Annotated in this window: 11 protein-coding genes; 10 read left to right on the top strand and 1 reads right to left on the bottom strand. The window is 67.1% G+C overall.

Annotated features, from left to right (window positions below):
• Window positions 1-274 precede the first annotated feature (274 nt).
• Together rpoB and rpoC are read left to right on the top strand one after the other, a co-directional pair.
• Window positions 275-3,763: a DNA-directed RNA polymerase subunit beta gene (gene rpoB, locus ACZZ9K_RS09700; RefSeq protein ID WP_027466749.1), complete on the top strand. Its 3,489-nt coding sequence runs from the start codon at window positions 275-277 to the stop codon at window positions 3,761-3,763.
• A 44-nt stretch (window positions 3,764-3,807) separates the two neighbouring features.
• On the top strand, window positions 3,808-7,689 hold the full coding sequence (gene rpoC, locus ACZZ9K_RS09695; protein ID WP_027466748.1) for a DNA-directed RNA polymerase subunit beta': 3,882 nt from the start codon (window positions 3,808-3,810) through the stop codon (window positions 7,687-7,689).
• Window positions 7,690-7,818: 129 nt separating this feature from the next.
• On the opposite strand, the gene ACZZ9K_RS09690 is transcribed toward rpoC, so the two are convergent.
• Window positions 7,819-8,214 carry a VOC family protein gene (locus tag ACZZ9K_RS09690; protein ID WP_071245506.1) on the bottom strand — a complete coding sequence of 132 codons (396 nt, stop codon included), beginning with the start codon at window positions 8,212-8,214 and terminating at the stop codon, window positions 7,819-7,821.
• Window positions 8,215-8,615: 401 nt separating this feature from the next.
• Here ACZZ9K_RS09690 and ACZZ9K_RS09685 point away from each other — a divergent pair, with 401 nt between their 5' ends.
• The 8 genes from ACZZ9K_RS09685 (at window position 8,616) to ACZZ9K_RS09650 (ending at window position 18,620) form a co-directional block, all read left to right on the top strand.
• Complete coding sequence (locus ACZZ9K_RS09685; protein WP_111234628.1) at window positions 8,616-10,283, top strand: GspE/PulE family protein; 1,668 nt, start codon at window positions 8,616-8,618, stop codon at window positions 10,281-10,283.
• A 20-nt stretch (window positions 10,284-10,303) separates the two neighbouring features.
• On the top strand, window positions 10,304-11,902 hold the full coding sequence (locus ACZZ9K_RS09680; protein ID WP_463443930.1) for a type IV pilus twitching motility protein PilT: 1,599 nt from the start codon (window positions 10,304-10,306) through the stop codon (window positions 11,900-11,902).
• A complete protein-coding gene (locus ACZZ9K_RS09675; RefSeq protein WP_463443929.1) occupies window positions 11,902-13,134 on the top strand; it encodes a type II secretion system F family protein in 1,233 nt (410 codons plus the stop codon). The genes ACZZ9K_RS09680 and ACZZ9K_RS09675 overlap by 1 nt, the downstream gene beginning before the upstream one ends.
• Window positions 13,135-13,318: 184 nt before the next feature.
• Window positions 13,319-13,786, top strand: a complete 468-nt coding sequence (locus tag ACZZ9K_RS09670) for a type II secretion system protein (protein WP_463443928.1) — start codon at window positions 13,319-13,321, stop codon at window positions 13,784-13,786.
• Between the two features lie 82 nt (window positions 13,787-13,868).
• Window positions 13,869-15,206, top strand: a complete 1,338-nt coding sequence (locus tag ACZZ9K_RS09665; protein WP_463443927.1) for a prepilin-type N-terminal cleavage/methylation domain-containing protein — start codon at window positions 13,869-13,871, stop codon at window positions 15,204-15,206.
• Entirely contained in the window at window positions 15,206-15,868 is a 663-nt protein-coding gene (locus tag ACZZ9K_RS09660; protein ID WP_463443926.1) for a prepilin-type N-terminal cleavage/methylation domain-containing protein, read from the top strand. Before ACZZ9K_RS09665 ends, ACZZ9K_RS09660 begins: the two co-directional genes overlap by 1 nt.
• A gap of 50 nt (window positions 15,869-15,918) precedes the next feature.
• A complete protein-coding gene (locus tag ACZZ9K_RS09655) occupies window positions 15,919-17,760 on the top strand; it encodes a hypothetical protein (protein ID WP_463443925.1) in 1,842 nt (613 codons plus the stop codon).
• A complete protein-coding gene (locus ACZZ9K_RS09650) occupies window positions 17,757-18,620 on the top strand; it encodes a prepilin peptidase (RefSeq protein WP_463443924.1) in 864 nt (287 codons plus the stop codon). The genes ACZZ9K_RS09655 and ACZZ9K_RS09650 overlap by 4 nt, the downstream gene beginning before the upstream one ends.
• Window positions 18,621-18,636 lie beyond the last annotated feature (16 nt).

Below are 18,636 nucleotides of genomic sequence, written 5' to 3'. Positions count from 1 at the left end.
TGACAGTTCGCGCTCCCTGGCATCCGTGTCGTCATATTGCGGTCGACGCAGAGTTCTGAGACAGAAACTCATCTCGCCCTGGTGCAGCCGGACCCGTATATGGCGGCGGGTACCGCTCACGGAGATCATCCCACACGTGCACCGACGTTCCGCGTCAGGCACGCGTCGGCGTGGTCGCAGGGCTTGCATCTCAGGGTTCGCCGAGCGATCAATCCACTCACCTACACACTGCTCGTCAGTGTCGGCCCGACGGGGCCTACCGGAGGTCACACCCTTGGCTGCTGCGCCCAACGCATCCACCAACCCCAAGAACGGTCGCAACCACTCGCGACTCTCGTTCGCCAAGATCACGGACACCCTCACGGTTCCTGATCTGCTCGCACTCCAGACGGAGAGCTTCGACTGGCTCGTCGGCAACGACGTGTGGAAGGCCCGCCTCGCCGAAGGGCAGGAGCAGGGTCGTACCGACCTCGCGCTGCACTCGGGGCTCGAGGAGATCTTCGAGGAGATCTCCCCGATCGAGGACCTCGGCGAGACCATGCAGCTCTCGTTCACCGCGCCGGAGCTCGAAGACCCGAAGTACTCGATCGACGACTGCAAGGAGCGCGGCAAGACCTACGCCGCTCCGCTGTACGTCAACGCCGAGTTCATGAACCACATGACGGGTGAGATCAAGACGCAGACGGTCTTCATGGGCGACTTCCCGCTCATGACCGAACGCGGCACGTTCATCATCAACGGCACCGAGCGCGTCGTCGTGTCGCAGCTCGTCCGTTCGCCCGGCGTGTACTTCGAGCGCCAGCAGGAGAAGACCTCCGACAAGGACATCTACTCGGCGCGGATCATCCCGTCGCGTGGTGCCTGGCTCGAGTTCGAGATCGACAAGCGCGACCAGGTGGGCGTGCGCATCGACCGCAAGCGCAAGCAGTCCGTGACCGTCTTCCTCAAGGCCCTCGGCCTGACGAGCGAAGAGATCATGGACGAGTTCCAGGGCTTCGCGTCGATCGAGTCGACCCTCGAGAAGGACGCCGTCCTCACGAAGGAAGAGGCGCTCAAGGACATCTACCGCAAGCTCCGTCCGGGCGAGCAGGTCGCTGCCGAGGCCGCGCGTGCGCTCCTCGACAACTTCTACTTCAACCCGAAGCGCTACGACCTGGCGAAGGTCGGCCGCTACAAGGTCAACCGCAAGCTCGGCATGGACGCCCCGCTGTCCGACTCGGTGCTCACCGTCAAGGACATCGTCGCGACGATCAAGTACCTGGTGTCGCTGCACGCTGAGCGCACCACGATCGACGGCGTCCGTGACGGCGAGCCGGTGCAGCTGCGCCTCGACGTGGACGACATCGACCACTTCGGCAACCGTCGCATCCGCGCCGTCGGCGAGCTCATCCAGAACCAGGTCCGCACGGGTCTGTCCCGCATGGAGCGCGTCGTCCGCGAGCGCATGACCACGCAGGACATCGAGGCGATCACGCCCCAGACGCTCATCAACGTGCGTCCGGTCGTCGCCGCGATCAAGGAGTTCTTCGGAACGTCCCAGCTGTCGCAGTTCATGGACCAGAACAACCCGCTCGCGGGCCTGACGCACAAGCGTCGTCTCTCGGCCCTCGGCCCGGGTGGTCTGTCCCGTGAGCGTGCCGGCGTCGAGGTCCGTGACGTCCACCCGTCGCACTACGGCCGCATGTGCCCGATCGAGACCCCGGAAGGCCCGAACATCGGCCTGATCGGTTCGCTCGCGTCGTTCGGTCGGATCAACTCCTTCGGCTTCATCGAGACCCCGTACCGTCGCGTCGTCGACGGCGAGGTCACGAAGACCATCGACTACCTCACCGCTTCGGAAGAGGACGACTTCGTCGTCGCGCAGGCCAACGCCCCGCTGACGAACGACTTCCACTTCGCTGACGACAAGGTGCTCGTCCGCAAGAAGGGTGGCGAGGTCGAACTCGTCGCCAAGGACGAGGTCGACTACATGGACGTCTCCCCGCGCCAGATGGTGTCGGTCGCGACGTCGCTGATCCCGTTCCTCGAGCACGACGACGCGAACCGCGCCCTCATGGGTGCGAACATGCAGCGTCAGGCCGTCCCGCTGCTCCGTTCCGAGTCGCCGCTCGTCGGCACCGGCATGGAGGGCTACACGGCCATCGACGCCGGCGACGTCGTCACCGCCGACAAGGCCGGTGTCGTCTCCGAGGTCTCGGCCGACGCCGTCACCCTGCAGCTCGACGAGGGCGGCACGCAGACCTACTACCTGCGCAAGTTCGACCGCTCCAACCAGGGCACGAGCTACAACCACCGCGTCATCGTCTCCGCAGGCGAGCGCGTGGAGCAGGGCGAGGTCATCGCCGACGGTCCCGCGACGGAGAACGGCGAGCTCGCGCTCGGCAAGAACCTCCTCGTCGCGTTCATGCCGTGGGAGGGCTACAACTACGAGGACGCGATGATCCTGTCGCAGAACCTCATCAAGGACGACACGCTCTCCTCGATCCACATCGAGGAGTACGAGGTCGACGCCCGCGACACCAAGCTCGGCAAGGAGGAGATCACCCGTGACCTCCCCAACGTCAGCCCGGACCTGCTGGCCGACCTCGACGAGCGCGGCATCATCCGCATCGGTGCCGAGGTCCGCCCCGGCGACATCCTCGTCGGCAAGGTCACGCCGAAGGGCGAGACCGAGCTGAGCGCCGAGGAGCGTCTGCTCCGTGCCATCTTCAACGAGAAGTCGCGCGAAGTCCGCGACACCTCGCTCAAGGTGCCCCACGGTGAAGAGGGCACGATCATCGGCGTCAAGGTGTTCGACTCGCAGGACGGCGACGACGAGCTCGGCTCGGGCGTCAACCAGCGCGTGGTCGTCTACATCGCCCAGAAGCGCAAGATCACCGCGGGTGACAAGCTCGCCGGTCGTCACGGCAACAAGGGTGTCATCTCGACCATCCTCCCGGTCGAGGACATGCCGTTCCTCGCCGACGGCACCCCCGTCGACATCGTCCTCAACCCGCTCGGCGTCCCCGGCCGCATGAACTTCGGCCAGGTGCTCGAGATCCACCTCGGGTGGCTCGCCAAGCAGGGCTGGAACGTCGAGGGCATCCAGGACTGGGCCGAGAACCTGCCGGAGGCAGCGCACAGCGCCGAGCCCGGCACCAAGGTCGCCACCCCGGTGTTCGACGGTGCGTACGAGCGCGAGATCGAGGGCCTCCTCGACTCGACCCTCCCGAACCGCGACGGCGAGCGCCTGATCGGCTCGTCCGGCAAGGCGCAGCTCTTCGACGGCCGCTCCGGCGAGCCGTTCCCGGAGCCCGTCTCGGTCGGCTACATGTACATCCTCAAGCTGCACCACCTGGTCGACGACAAGATCCACGCGCGTTCGACCGGTCCGTACTCGATGATCACGCAGCAGCCGCTGGGTGGTAAGGCGCAGTTCGGTGGACAGCGATTCGGTGAGATGGAGGTGTGGGCGCTCGAAGCGTACGGCGCCGCCTACGCCCTCCAGGAGCTCCTGACGATCAAGTCCGACGACATCCTCGGCCGCGTGAAGGTCTACGAGGCGATCGTCAAGGGCGAGAACATCCAGGAACCCGGCATCCCCGAGTCCTTCAAGGTCCTCATGAAGGAGATGCAGTCGCTCTGCTTGAACGTCGAGGTCCTCTCGGCCGACGGCCAGGCGGTCAGCCTGCGCGACAACGATGACGAGGTCTTCCGCGCTGCGGAGGAGCTGGGCATCAACATCTCCTCGCGGTTCGAGTCGTCCTCTGTCGACGACATCTGATCCCGCCCGTACATCGAAGCCTGAATCAGCAAGAGAGAAGAACATTGCTCGAAGCAACTTCCTTTGACGCCATTCGGATCGGCCTCGCGACCGCCGAGGACATCCGTCAGTGGTCGTACGGCGAGGTCAAGAAGCCGGAGACCATCAACTACCGCACCCTGAAGCCCGAGAAGGACGGTCTGTTCGGCGAGCAGATCTTCGGTCCTTCCCGTGACTGGGAGTGCGCCTGCGGCAAGTACAAGCGTGTCCGGTTCAAGGGCATCGTCTGCGAGCGCTGCGGCGTCGAGGTCACCAAGTCCTCGGTCCGTCGTGAGCGCATGGGCCACATCGAGCTCGCTGCCCCCGTCACGCACATCTGGTACTTCAAGGGCGTCCCGTCGCGCCTCGGGTACCTCCTCGACATGGCGCCGAAGGACCTCGAGAAGGTCATCTACTTCGCGGCGTACATGATCATCGACATCGATGAAGAGGGCCGTCACGCGGACATGCCGGGTCTCGAGAACGAGATGCGTCTCGAGATCAAGACCCTCGAGGGCCAGCGCGACTCGATCATCGCCGACCGCCTCAAGAAGCTCGAGGACGACCTCGCAGCCCTTGAGGAAGAGGGCGCGAAGGCCGACGTCAAGCGCCGCACCAAGGACACCGCCGAGAAGGAGATGTCCCAGGTCCGCAAGTCGTTCGACGAGGACATCACCCGTCTCGAGCGTGTGTGGGAGGACTTCCGCAACCTCAAGGTGGGCGACCTCAAGCCCGAGGACGCCGTCTTCCACGAGCTCCAGGACCGGTTCGGGATCTACTTCGACGCCTACATGGGAGCCGAGGCGATCAAGCTCCGGCTCGAGGCGTTCGACCTGGCCGCCGAGGCCGAGGCACTGCGTCTGCAGATCGCCGAGGGCAAGGGCCAGAAGAAGATCCGCGCGATCAAGCGTCTGCGCGTCGTCAGCTCCTTCCTCGCCACCGGCAACTCGCCGGCCGCGATGGTGCTCGGCGTCGTGCCGGTCATCCCGCCGGAGCTGCGCCCGATGGTGCAGCTCGACGGTGGCCGTTTCGCCACGTCGGACCTCAACGACCTCTACCGTCGTGTGATCAACCGCAACAACCGTCTCCGCCGCCTGCTCGACCTCGGTGCCCCCGAGATCATCGTGAACAACGAGAAGCGCATGCTGCAGGAAGCGGTCGACGCGCTGTTCGACAACGGTCGTCGTGGGCGTCCGGTCACGGGTACCGGCAACCGCGCCCTGAAGTCCCTGAGCGACATGCTCAAGGGCAAGCAGGGTCGTTTCCGCCAGAACCTGCTCGGCAAGCGCGTCGACTACTCGGGCCGTTCGGTCATCATCGTCGGCCCGCAGCTGAAGCTGCACCAGTGCGGTCTGCCCAAGCAGATGGCACTCGAGCTCTTCAAGCCGTTCGTGATCAAGCGCCTCATCGACCTGTCGCACGCGCAGAACATCAAGTCGGCCAAGCGCATGGTCGAGCGTTCGCGTCCGCAGGTGTGGGACGTGCTCGAGGAGATCATCCGCGAGCGCCCCGTCCTGCTGAACCGTGCGCCGACGCTGCACCGTCTGGGCATCCAGGCGTTCGAGCCGCAGCTCGTCGAGGGCAAGGCCATCCAGCTCCACCCGCTCGTGTGTGCTGCGTTCAACGCGGACTTCGACGGCGACCAGATGGCCGTGCACCTGCCGCTGTCGGTCGAGGCCCAGGCCGAGGCCCGCATCCTGATGCTCGCCTCGAACAACATCCTGAAGCCGTCCGACGGCCGCCCGGTGACCCTGCCCGCACAGGACATGATCATCGGTCTGCACCACCTCACGACCGTCCGCGAGGGCGCCGTGGGCGAGGGCCGTGCGTTCTCGTCGGTGGCCGAGGCGATCCTGGCGAACGACCAGCACACGCTGCACCTCAACGCGATGGTGAAGATCCGCATGACGGGTGTCCACTTCGCCGAGGGTGAAGCTCCCGAGGGCTACGAGCAGGGCGACACCGTGCTGCTCGAGACGACCCTGGGCCGTGCGCTCTTCAACGAGACCCTGCCGGCGAACTACCCGTTCGTCCAGAAGGTCACGGACAAGGGCGTGCTCTCCGCGATCGTCAACGACCTCGCCGAGCGCTACTCCAAGACCGAGACGGCCGCTGCGCTGGACCGGATCAAGGACGCCGGCTTCTACTGGGGCACCCGCTCCGGTGTGACCGTCGCCCTGTCGGACGTCGTGACGCCTCCTCGCAAGAAGGAGATCATCGCGGGCTACGAGATCCAGGCCGCCAAGGTGCAGGGCGAGTTCGACAAGGGTCTGATCACCGACTCCGAGCGTCGCGCCGACCTGATCAAGATCTGGACCGAGGCCACGAACGAGATCGCGCAGGAGATGCGCGACAACTTCCCGGTCGACAACACCATCAACCGCATGGTGTCGTCCGGCGCTCGTGGTAACTGGCTCCAGGTCCGCAACATCGCCGGTATGCGTGGTCTGGTGAACAACCCGAAGGGCGAGATCATCGCCCGCCCGATCATCAACTCGTACCGCGAGGGCCTGACCGTGGCGGAGTACTTCATCGCCACCCACGGTGCTCGTAAGGGTCTTGCCGACACCGCGCTCCGTACCGCGGACTCCGGGTACCTCACCCGTCGTCTCGTGGACGTCTCGCAGGACGTCATCATCCGCGAGGACGACTGCGGCACGACGCGTGGCCTCGAGCTGCCGATCGCGACCGTGGACGCCGACGGCAAGCTCGTCCGCGACCCGCGCGTCGAGAACACCGTGTACTCCCGCACCCTGGCCACCGAGGCCGTGGACGCACAGGGCACGGTCGTGGCCGAAGCCGGTGAGGACGTCGGTGACGTGCTCCTCGAGAAGCTGCTGGCAGCCGGTGTCGAGAGCATCAAGGTGCGCTCGGTCCTGACCTGCGAGTCGGCCGTCGGTGTCTGCGCGAAGTGCTACGGCCGTTCGCTCGCCACCGGCAACCTGGTCGACATCGGTGAGGCAGTCGGCATCATCGCCGCGCAGTCCATCGGTGAGCCCGGTACCCAGCTGACGATGCGTACCTTCCACACGGGTGGTTCGGCCTCGGCCGACGACATCACCCAGGGTCTGCCGCGTGTCACGGAGCTCTTCGAGGCGCGTACCCCCAAGGGCGCGTCCCCGATCGCCGAGGCCCCCGGCCGCGTCGTGGTCGAGGACACGGACAAGGGTCGTCGGATCATCCTCACGCCGGACAACGGCGACGAGCCGTTCATCTACCCGGTGCTCAAGCGTGCGACGCTCCTCATCGAGGACAACCAGCACGTCGAGCTCGGCGAGCAGTTCATCGCCGGCACCGTCGACCCGAAGGAAGTCCTCCGGGTCAAGGGTGTCCGAGAGGTCCAGAAGCACCTGGTCAACGGTGTGCAGGACGTCTACGGCTCGCAGGGTGTGCCGATCCACGACAAGCACATCGAGGTCATCGTCCGCCAGATGCTCCGCAAGGTCACCGTCGTCGACCACGGCGACACCGACCTGCTGCCGGGTGAGCTCGTCGACCGGTCGCGCTACAACGCGCTGAACCGTGCGGCGCTGCAGGAGGGTCGCAAGACCGCCTCGGCTCGCCAGGAGGTCATGGGCATCACGAAGGCGTCCCTCGCGACCGAGTCGTGGCTGTCCGCCGCTTCCTTCCAGGAGACCACCCGCGTGCTCACGCAGGCGGCCATGGAGGGCAAGCAGGACCACCTCGTCGGCCTCAAGGAGAACGTCATCATCGGTAAGCTCATCCCCGCCGGGACGGGCCTCAGCCGGTACCGTGACGTGGACGTGAACGCGACCGAAGAGGCGAAGGCGGAGCGGTACCCCAACCGCATCTTCGCTGACGACTCGTCGTTCTCGGACGCCGACCTGAGCTTCGTCGACTTCGACAGCTTCTCGTCGGACGACTTCACGCCGGGCACGTACAACTGAGCCTGATGTGATCCCACGAAGGCCCCGTCTCCGCAAGGAGGCGGGGCCTTCGTCGTGTCGTCACCACGTGACGGCCTGGAGGCGCGGTGCGGGGCCGCCACGGGCCTCCCGTCCGCCGTGGGGTCGCGGCTAGAGCGCGCGGCCCGCGCCGTTGTCGCGGCCGGAACCGCGACCGGTCTCGTCGACCAGCGAGAACAGGCTCAGCACGTTGCCGTCGGGATCGCGGACGTCGAACCAGTCGACCGCCCCGTCGACGCACTCGACGGGGCCGATGTCGATGCCGAGTGCGCCGATGCGTGCGTGCTGCGCGGCGACGTCGTCGACGCCGAAGCGGACGCTGACCGGGTTCTCCTCGGCCTGTTCGTCGACGTAGAGCTGGATCCAGATGCCGCCGACCTCGTACTCGGCGACGCCGTCCTCGGGCTCGAGGTCCGGCTCGGTGCGCTCGAAGACCGCGCCGTACCAGAGGCAGGACGCCTCGATGTCGCTGACGGGCAACCCCACGGTCACGCTCGTGATGTCCATGACTCATCATGTGCCCGGGTGGGGGCGCGCGTCGAGAGGGATTCCGCGGTGCCGCGCTGTCCGGCCCACGTCCGACGGCGGCCTTGTTCCTCCACACCCCCGTGTGACGCCGACGTTCTCCACGGACTGCTCGCCAGGACTCCGGGAGCGGTGCGGGGTCCGGGAGGCTGGCGGACATGCACCCTCCGACGACCACCGTGAACCGGCCGAGGCGTCCCCCGGACCGGGGCCGAACCGGTCGTGGACCCCAGTTCTGGGTGCAGCCGGACCCCCTCCGCCCCCTCTTTCTGGGACTGCGGTCGGCGAGGGCCCCAGAAGTAGCGTGGTCGGGCGCCACATCCCTGGTGGCGCATCACCCGACGACGTCTCGCCGTGCGCGAGTCCAAGGAGGCACGGGACTCATGGCGACCCTGTCCGAGATCCTCATCCTGAACGGCGCCCTGCCGATCGAGCACCTCGATGCGATGACGGGTGACGAGGACCTCGACGAGCGCGCCATCCGCGGCCTGGTCGACCAGGGCGTCGTGAGCGAGGCCCAGTTCATCACCGCCCGGGCCGCGTCGAACAACTCCCGCACCGTCCCGCTGAGCGACTACCCCGTCGACGGCACCGCGGTGTCGATCCTGCCGGCGGCACTGTGCCGTCGACACGGTGTACTCGGCGTCGGGTTCGAGGGCGACCTGCTCATCCTCGCGATGGTGAACCCCACGAACGTGCTCGCCATCGACGACGCCCGGACGGCATCCGGCCGGGCGATCAAGCCGCTGCAGGTCGAGGAGCGCGACCTCGTCGCTGCCCTCGACCGGTACCTGCGCGCCGACGACGAGCTGAACGACCTGACGTCGTCGCTCGAAGAAGAAGCGTCGACGACCTCGAAGGCGCAGGTCGACATCGCCGACGGCGCCCTCGACGACGTGCCGATCGTCCGCTTCGTGAACCTGCTCGTGTCGCAGGCCATCCAGGACCACGCGTCCGACATCCACATCGAGCCCGGCGAGCACGAGGTCCGGATCCGGTACCGCATCGACGGCGTGCTGCACGAGATGGCGCCGGCGCCGAAGAACATCCAGAACGGCGTGATCAGCCGCCTGAAGATCATGAGCGACATCGACATCGCCGAGCGTCGCAAGCCGCAGGACGGCCGCATGTCCGTGCGGCACGGCGGCCGGCAGATCGACCTCCGTGTCGCGACGCTGCCCACCGTTTGGGGCGAGAAGGTCGTCATGCGGATCCTCGACAACACGAACACCTCGCTGACCCTCAAGGACCTCAACCTCCTCGAGCAGAACTTCCAGGCGTACCAGCGGTCCTACTCGAAGCCGTACGGCATGATCCTGGTCACGGGTCCCACCGGTTCGGGCAAGTCGACGACGCTGTACACGACCCTCAACGCCGTGGCGAAGCCCGAGATCAACGTCATCACGGTGGAGGACCCGGTCGAGTACCGGATGGCCGGCATCAACCAGGTGCAGGTCAACCCGAAGGCCGGCCTGACGTTCGCGTCCGCGCTCCGCTCGATCCTCCGGTCCGACCCCGATGTCGTGCTCCTCGGCGAGATCCGCGACCACGAGACCGCGCAGATCGCGATCGAGGCGTCGCTCACCGGGCACCTCGTGCTCTCGACCCTGCACACCAACGACGCGCCGTCGGCCGTGACCCGCCTGACCGAGATGGACATCGAGCCGTTCCTGGTCGGGTCCGCCCTCGACTCCGTCGTCGCCCAGCGACTCGCCCGCCGACTGTGCGACCGGTGCAAGGCGCCCGCCGTGTACGAGATCGAGCAGCTCCAGGCACTCGGGTTCCTGGCCCCCGGCGACGAGATGCCCGCGTTCTTCGCCCCGGTCGGCTGCGCGGTGTGCTCGAACACCGGGTACCGCGGCCGCATCGCCCTGCACGAGGTCATGACCGTGACCGAGGAGATCGAGCGGCTCGCCGTCGGTCGCGCCTCGAGCGCGGAGATCAGCCGCGTCGCCCAGCAGCAGGGCATGCTCACGCTCCGCCAGGACGGCTTCGAGAAGGTCAAGCTCGGCATGACGAGCGTCGACGAGATCCTGCGCGTCGTCGCGTGACCGGGGAACAGGACGAGCAGATGACCGACTCCGTGTACGACATCACCATGCCCGGCGACGAGCCCGTCGCCGGATGGCACCCCGGCACCCCCGGCGCCGAGGTCGGCTCCCGCCGTGCCGCGCGTCTGGCCGCGGCGGCTGCCGCCCCGCCCGAGCAGGTCTACGACCTGACGGACGACTCGGCGGTGTGGCCCGCGCCCACCGGCACGCCGGTGGCCAGCCCGGTCGCCGGGCCCGTGGGTGGTCCGGTCGCTGCGCCCGTGGCACAGTCCGCCACCGCTCCGGCGACGCCGCCCGCCGCGGTGCCGTCCTCGACCGCCATCTACGGGTACGCCGAGCCCGCGACCCAGCAGCTGCCGGCCATCGCCTACAGCGGCGCCCACCACGCCGCACCGGCGGCACCCACTCCGGTTCCCGCCCCCGCCGCGGCGTCGGCCGGTGACATCGACTTCGCCCGACACGCGCGTGAGGTCGCCGACCCCGACCTCATCACCGCACTGGCGCAGGTCGTCTACCAGGGGGCCTCCGACCTGCACGTCACGGCCGACGCCCCACCCACCGTCCGCGTCGACGGCTCGCTCCGGCCGGCCGTGCCCGGAGGCGCGTGGTCCCGTGGCAAGGTCATCGCGGCACTGAAGACGCTGCTGTCCGTCGAACAGGCCGGGCAGTTCGACCACGACCAGGAGCTCGACTTCGCGTACTCGCTGTCGCCGGAGTACCGCTTCCGCGTGAACTACTACCAGCAGCGCGGCAACTGGGGTGCGGCGTTCCGCATCATCCCCACCAGGATCAAGACGCTCAAGCAGCTCGGCATCCCCGCGCACGTCGGCGACTTCGCCGGCCTGCCCCGTGGCCTGGTCCTCGTCACCGGCCCGACCGGCTCGGGCAAGTCGACCACCCTCGCCGCGCTCATCGACCTGGTCAACGAGAGCCGTGCCGACCACATCGTGACGGTCGAGGACCCGATCGAGTTCATGCACGACCACAAGCGGTCGATCATCAACCAGCGCGAGGTCGGCGCCGACACCCACTCCTTCGCCTCGGCGCTCAAGCACGTGCTACGGCAGGACCCCGACGTCATCCTGATCGGTGAGCTCCGCGACCTCGAGACCATCTCCGTCGCGCTCACCGCCGCCGAGACCGGCCACCTGGTGTTCGCCACCCTGCACACGCAGAGCGCACCCGGCACGATCGACCGCGTCATCGACGTCTTCCCGCCGCACCAGCAGGGGCAGATCCGCACACAGCTCGCGGCCACCCTGCAGGGCGTCGTCTGCCAGACCCTCGTCCCGAAGGCCAACGGCGTCGGTCGGGTCGTCGCGACCGAGATCATGACGATCACCCCGGCCATCGGCAACCTCATCCGCGAGGGCAAGACGTACCAGATCACCTCCGCCATGCAGGCCGGCCGTGACCTCGGCATGCACACCATGGACCAGGACCTCGCCGAACTGGTCAACGTCGGCACCATCTCGCGCAAGGCCGCGATGGAGAAGGTCCACGACGAAGAGGGCTTCGACCGGCTCGTCCAGCGCGTCGAGTCCCCGTCCGACTCCTCGGCCGCCGCGATCGCCGCCAGCGGCATCGACTTCGGCGACAAGTTCTCCGGAGGCTACTGATGTCACTCGCGTTCGACTACCGCGGGCGTGACGGCGCCGGCAAGCTCGTCAAGGGCCGCCTCGACGCCGCGTCCGAAGGAGCCGTCGTCCAGCGCCTCCGGGGGATGGGCGTCTCACCGATCGCCATCACCGAGGCCAAGGCCGGCACCGGGCTGCAGACCGAGATCAAGATCCCCGGGTTCGAGAAGGGCGTCGGGCTCAAGGACCTCGCGATCATGTCGCGGCAGGCCTCGACGATGCTCACCTCGGGGCTCTCGCTCCTGCGGACCCTGACGATCCTGTCCGACCAGACCGAGAACAAGAAGCTCAAGGACATCCTCGGCAAGGTCCGCGACGACGTCGAGCGCGGTGTCTCGTTCTCCGACGCCGTCGCGAAGTACCCGGTCGACTTCCCGCCGATCATGATCAACATGATCCGCGCGGGGGAGACCGGCGGCTTCCTCGACCAGGCCATGGACTCCATCGCGATGAACTTCGAGAAGGAGCACAAGCTCCGCTCGACGATCAAGTCGGCGATGACCTACCCGGTGGTCGTGCTCGTGATGTCACTGGTGGCGGTCGCCATCATGCTCATCTTCATCGTCCCGATCTTCCAGGACATGTTCTCGTCGCTCGGCGGAACGCTCCCGCTGCCGACGCAGATCCTCGTCTCCCTCTCGCACGCCATGCGGTACGTCGCGATCCCGCTCGCGATCGTCGTCGTGCTGGCGTGGCTCTGGTGGCGGGCGAACAAGAACACCGAACGCGTCCGGGCGTTCATCGATCCGATCACCTTGAAACTGCCGGTCTTCGGCCCGCTGCAGAAGAAGATCGTCATTGCTCGGTTCGCGCGCAACTTCTCGAACATGATCGGCGCGGGTGTTCCCATTCTGCAGGCATTGCGGATCGTCGGGGAAGTGTCGAACAACTTCGTCGTGAAGCGTGCGCTCGACAATGTCGCCGAGGCCGTGCGGAAAGGCGAATCCATCGCGGTTCCGCTCGCCGCACAATCTGTTTTCCCGCCGATGGTGACGCAAATGGTCGCGGTCGGTGAAGACGCCGGTTCCCTCGAGATCATGCTCGAGAAGATCGCGGTGTTCTACGACGCCGAAGTCGAGGCGACCACCGACGCCCTGACCTCGCTGATCGAGCCGCTGCTCATCGCTTTCCTGGGGGTGGTGGTGGGCGGGATGATCATCGCGCTCTACATGCCGATCTTCCAGATCACCAACGTCGTGCAGAACGCTTCCTAGTCATTCCACCCCCATGCGGGGGCATTGTCGATATCGGCCCTCCCCCGCACTGGGGGTGTTTTGCGCCCAGCATGGCCCCCGTTCTCGGGATTGGCCACTGGATGCGCCCCCAATACGCTGATCTGCGGCGGCCGAGCAAGCCCCGAACCCATTTCCCCGACATTCCCCGCAGAATGGAAAAACCATGTACTTCGCTCTCATGGGCAAGCTCGACGCTCGCCGCAAGGGTCTCCTGAAGGACGGCGAGAAGGGCTTCACGCTCATCGAGCTCCTCGTCGTCGTCATCATCATCGGCATCCTCGCCGCGATCGCCATCCCGGTGTACATCAGCGTGCAGAACAACGCGAAGAACTCGGCTGTCAAGTCCGACATCTCCAACGCGAAGACCGCCGTCGTGACCGTGGTCACGCAGTCCGACGCCGGGACGCTTCCCGCTTCGATCAGCGCCGCCCAGTTCGCGGCAGACCCGTACAAGGCTGCGGGAAGTACCGCGGGGACGGACACGACGCTCACCTACACGGTGAACGCCGACAAGTCCGCGTTCTGCATCCAGGGCAAGAGCACGGCAACCGGCAAGACCTTCGGCGCGACGGATGCTTCCGGTGTCGCCGAGGGAAGTTGCTCTGCAGGCGTGTTCACGAAGGCATCCTGACCAACGGGGCAAAGGGGGCACCAGGGCGAGTTCGCCCTGGTGCCCCCCCTTGCCCACCAGCACGACCAGCAGAAGGGACGACATGATCTCGCGCATCGCCGAGCGACTGCGTTCCGCCCGTGAGGACGAGGACGGCTTCACGATCATCGAGGTGATGGTCGCCATGACGATCTTCGCCCTGATCGCCGCCGGCATCGCCGCCGGCATCACCGCTTCTCTCGTGCTCTCGAAGGACACCCGTGCTCGAGAGGTCGCGTCGACGATCGCGATGGAGGACATCGACGGCCTCCGCGACCTCCCCAGCATCTTCGACATCAAGAGCGGTACCGATTCGCCGAAGGTCGGTAACCAGACGTTCGCCCTCACGCGCAAGGTGTCGTGGACCCGGTCGTCGGGAAGCGCGACGGCCTGCGGCACCGGCGAAGGCGTGCTGTCCTACAAAGCCGTCACCGTCACGGTCAGCTGGAAGACGAGTGCATCGTCGTCCGGCTCGCAGCAGGTCACCATGTCGAGCGCCATCGCTCCGTTGACGAACATCAACTCGGACAGCACGGGTTCGATCCTGATCGGGGTCACGAACGCGAACGGCGTCGGGGTGTCCGGGATCATCCCGACCGTCACCGGCCCGGACGGGGTCACCATGCCCGCAACCGACGCCGAGGGGTGCACCTACGTCTCCGGAGTCGCTCCCGGCACCTACTCGGTGAAGATCGCTCGGAGCGGCTACGTCGACTCGAACCAGCAGGTCAGCCCGTCATCGCAGACGATCACCGTCGCTGCGGGCGCGTCCGGGGCTGCCGCGTTCAGCTTCGACGTGGCAGCGAAGTACACGTTCACGTACACGTCCACGCCGGACGTGGGCGCGATGCTCCCCACCAACATGCCGACGACGCTCATCAACCCGACCTCCGGCACCACCCAACTGACGAACACCGCCAGCTCGGCGTCGCTGTTCCCGTACGGGAGCTACCGGGTGGTCGCCGGGTCGTACGTCGTCGACGCGTCGGGTACCTCGTCGTCGACCTGTCTCAGCCCTGAGCCGGGGTCCTGGACGACCCCGAATGCGAAGTCGAAGGTCGGGACACCCTCGGAGCCCCTGAACAACAAGGCGACGATCACCGTGCAGATGGGGGCGGTCAAGCTCTCGGGTCTGACGGCGGGCAAGTTCCTGACCGCGAAGACGACGACGCCCGTGAACGGCGACCCGGGCTGCGCCGCAGGGATGACCCTGCAGTTCCCGAAGCTCGCAGCGGGCACTGCGTCGATCGCGTTGCCGTGGGGGACCTGGAAGATCTACTCCGGGGACACGGCCGGATCCACCACGAACGCCCTCGCCCTCACGAACGAGAACGCCGCGATGGTCACGAACGGCGCCGTCCGGAGTGGTTCCGTGATGGTCGATCCCAGGCCGGTCAGCTGATGCGGGCGATCATCCGTCGTCTCCACTCGGAGCAACGGGGCATCACGCTCGTCGAACTCCTCGTGGCGATGCTCGTCACGTCACTGCTGCTCACGTTGGTCGGGAGCTTCTTCGTCTCGATGATCAAGGCCCAGCGGACGGTCTCGTCGGTCAACGACAGCACGCGGCAGGGCACGACCTCCATGACGCAGGTGAGCCGGTACCTGCGCGAAGCGTCCCGCGTGCAGCTGACGAAGACGACGAACCTGGCGGCGTTCGAGAGCGCGACGGCCACGAGCATGCGGTTCTACTCCGGCGTCGACCTCTCCACGTCCCGGGCCGGGCTCACCAAGGTCACGATCGACACGCAGGGCACGAAGCTCCGCATGCAGCTCCAGCGCGGCGACTGCCCGGCGAACGGGTACTGCACGTTCACCGGCACGACGAAGACCATCGTGCTGGCCGACGTCATCCGGACGAGCGCCGGCAGCAGCCCGCTGTTCAGCTACCGGAACGCCGCCGGTGGCGTCGTCACCCCGACAGCCGCAACCCTCGACTCGATCCGATCGGTCGACGTGGCCCTCACGGTCGGATCCGTGACGGGGACGACCGCGAACGACACCACCTTCCAAGCGAACATCAACCTGCGCAACCTCGACTACGGCGCAGCGACGGAGTCATGATGCTCATCCGACTTGTCCGTGCCCTCCGAAGCCGTGACGACGAACGTGGCGTGGCACTCGCGGCGGTCATCGGCCTCGGCGCGGTGCTCATGATCGTGCTCTCGCTGGTGGTCGCGACCGCGACGAGCGGCGCGACGAAGGCGTCGAACGACGACGACTACAACAAGGCGATGGCTGCGGCGTACGCCGGCCTGTCGGACTACCAGGGACGTCTCGCGGCGGACAACGCGTACGTGAGGTACGGGGTGCGGACCCCGTTCTCGGGTGAGAGCACGTACTCCACCGACACCGCGAACAAGGCCTTCGGGACGACCGTGGGCGGGACCTGGGCGCCGGTCGTGGGGAGCACCGACCAGTTCTACCGGTACGAGGTCGACAACTCCGCCTACGCGAACACCGGCAAGGTCCGTCTCCGTGTCACCGGCAAGGCGGACGACGCGACCCGGACGCTCGTCGTCGACCTGCGCGGTGACGGCTTCGTGAACTACCTCTGGTTCACGAACTACGAGTCGCAGGACCCCGGCCTCACCGGTGAGACCACCACGACGACGAGTGGCGCTGCGACGACGACGCGGTGCACCTCGGCGCACCGCAACGACAGCAACTGGAACTACTACACCAGCTGCGACGCGGTGCAGTTCGGAGCGGGTGACACGCTCGACGGCCCCGTCCGGACGAACGACGTCATCACCGCCTGCGGTGCGACGTTCAACCAGGCCGTGTACGACACCGGAGCAGCCGACTTCTTCTACACGAGCAAGGAGACGAAGGTCGACTCGTCGTGCCGGACCTCGACGAAGTTCAACGGCGGTCTGATCCAGAACAGGGGCACCCTCCCGATGCCGAGCACGAACGCGAACATGAAGCAGGAAGCACGGACGGACATCCCCGACAAGGTTGCGAAGCCCGGCTGCATCTACACCGGGCCGACGTCGATCACCTTCCTGTCCGGTGGCAAGATGCGCGTCGTCTCACCGTGGACGAAGAAGACCCAGCTCTCCGGCGCCGCGAACGGCACGATCACCAGCGGCAGCACGAACGACGCACTCTGTGGATCGGTCTCGGCGCTGACCGGTGCGGGAGCGGTCATCCCGACCCTGCCGTCGAACCTGGTCTTCGTGCAGACGGTCCCGAGCGCCAGCGGAGACCCCAACTACTGGGCGCCCAACACGACACCGCCCCCGGGCGGAACCGTGAACGGGACCGTGAACGCCGGTTCGCCGGTCTACTGCCAGCAGAACGTGAAGGACGCCAGCGGCAAGACCACCTCTGACTACGGGAACGGACTCGGCTACCCGAAGAGCAACGAGTTCACCGGCAGCCTCGGTGACTCCGGGTACTACGGATGCCGGAACGGCGACGTCTTCGTGTCGGGTTCGTTCGGAGGGCAGATGACCCTGGCCGCCGAGAACTTCGTCTACGTGACCGGGAGCATCGTCTACCAGAACGGGCGTGGCTCGGACGACATGCTCGGCCTCGTGGGGCAGCGAGCAGTGTCCGTCCACAACCCCATCTCGTGCTCCTCCGGGACGAGCAGCACGTGCTCCACTTCGTCGGGTTCGTCCGCCAACCTCGCCCCGACCCGGAACATCGAGATCGATGCCGCCATCGCGAGCAACCTCGGCACCTTCAACGTGCAGAACAGCGCGTTCGGGTCGAACCTCGGGGTCCTGACCATCTACGGTTCGATCGCGCAGCAGTTCCGTGGGTCGGTGCGGACCTCGTACGGTTCGTACCTCACCGGCTACGCGAAGGCGTACGCGTACGACACCAGACTGAAGACCTCGGCCCCGCCGAAGTTCCTGCAGCCCGTGTCGACGACGTACGGCGTGACGACCGAGACCGAGTCGGCCACGGCGTTCCGCGCCGACGGCTCTCCGACGGGGAAGTGACCGTGTCTTCCCTCGCCGCTGTGGCGCCCCTCGTCGCCGTGCTGGTCGGTGTGCTCGGCCTCGCGATCGGGTCGTTCCTGAACGTCGTCGTCCACCGGGTGCCCGCGGGCATGTCCGTCGTCGTGCCGGCCAGCTCCTGCCCCGGGTGCGGCCACGAGATCCGTCGCCGCGACAACGTGCCCGTGGTCTCCTGGCTCGTCCTGCGTGCACGGTGTCGCGACTGTGGCGCGCCCATCTCGGCCCGGTACCCGCTCGTCGAAGCCGCCACGGGCCTCCTCTTCGTCGCGGTGACCCTGCTCTCGGTACTCGCATCGTGGTCGACGTTGGCGGCACCGGACGGCGTCCCCGGAACGATCCGCGCTGCGATCCTGCTCGTCGCACTCCTGTACCTGATGGCGATCAGCATCTCGTTGACGCTCATCGACCTCGACACCCACACGTTGCCGAACCGGATCGTGCTGCCGGCCTACATCGTGCTGCCCGTGCTCCTGCTGGCGGCGTCGGCGGTGTCCGGCGACTGGGGTGCCGCGCTCCGGGGGCTCATCGGCCTGGTCGTCCTCGGTGGCACCTACCTCGCGCTCGCGCTGGCCGTGCCCGGCGGGATGGGGCTCGGGGACGTCAAGCTCGCCGGCGTGCTCGGCCTCGTGCTCGCGTACCTCGGATGGGGACCCCTCGCAGTGGGTTCTTTCGCGGCGTTCCTGCTCGGAGGTACCTTCGCAGTCGTCCTCCTGGTCGTGCGCCGGGCGGGCCGTCGCAGCGGGATCCCGTTCGGCCCCTGGATGCTCGCGGGTGCCTGGCTCGGCATCGCCGTCGGTGCCCCCGCCTGGGACGGCTACCTGCGCCTCCTCGGACTCGCCTGACGCCTCGTCGCGCGCT

The sequence above is a fragment of the Curtobacterium sp. AC268 genome, from assembly GCF_979258745.1.
Note: the sequence above shows the minus strand (reverse complement) of the source record. Positions and strands in the feature narration are given on the sequence as shown.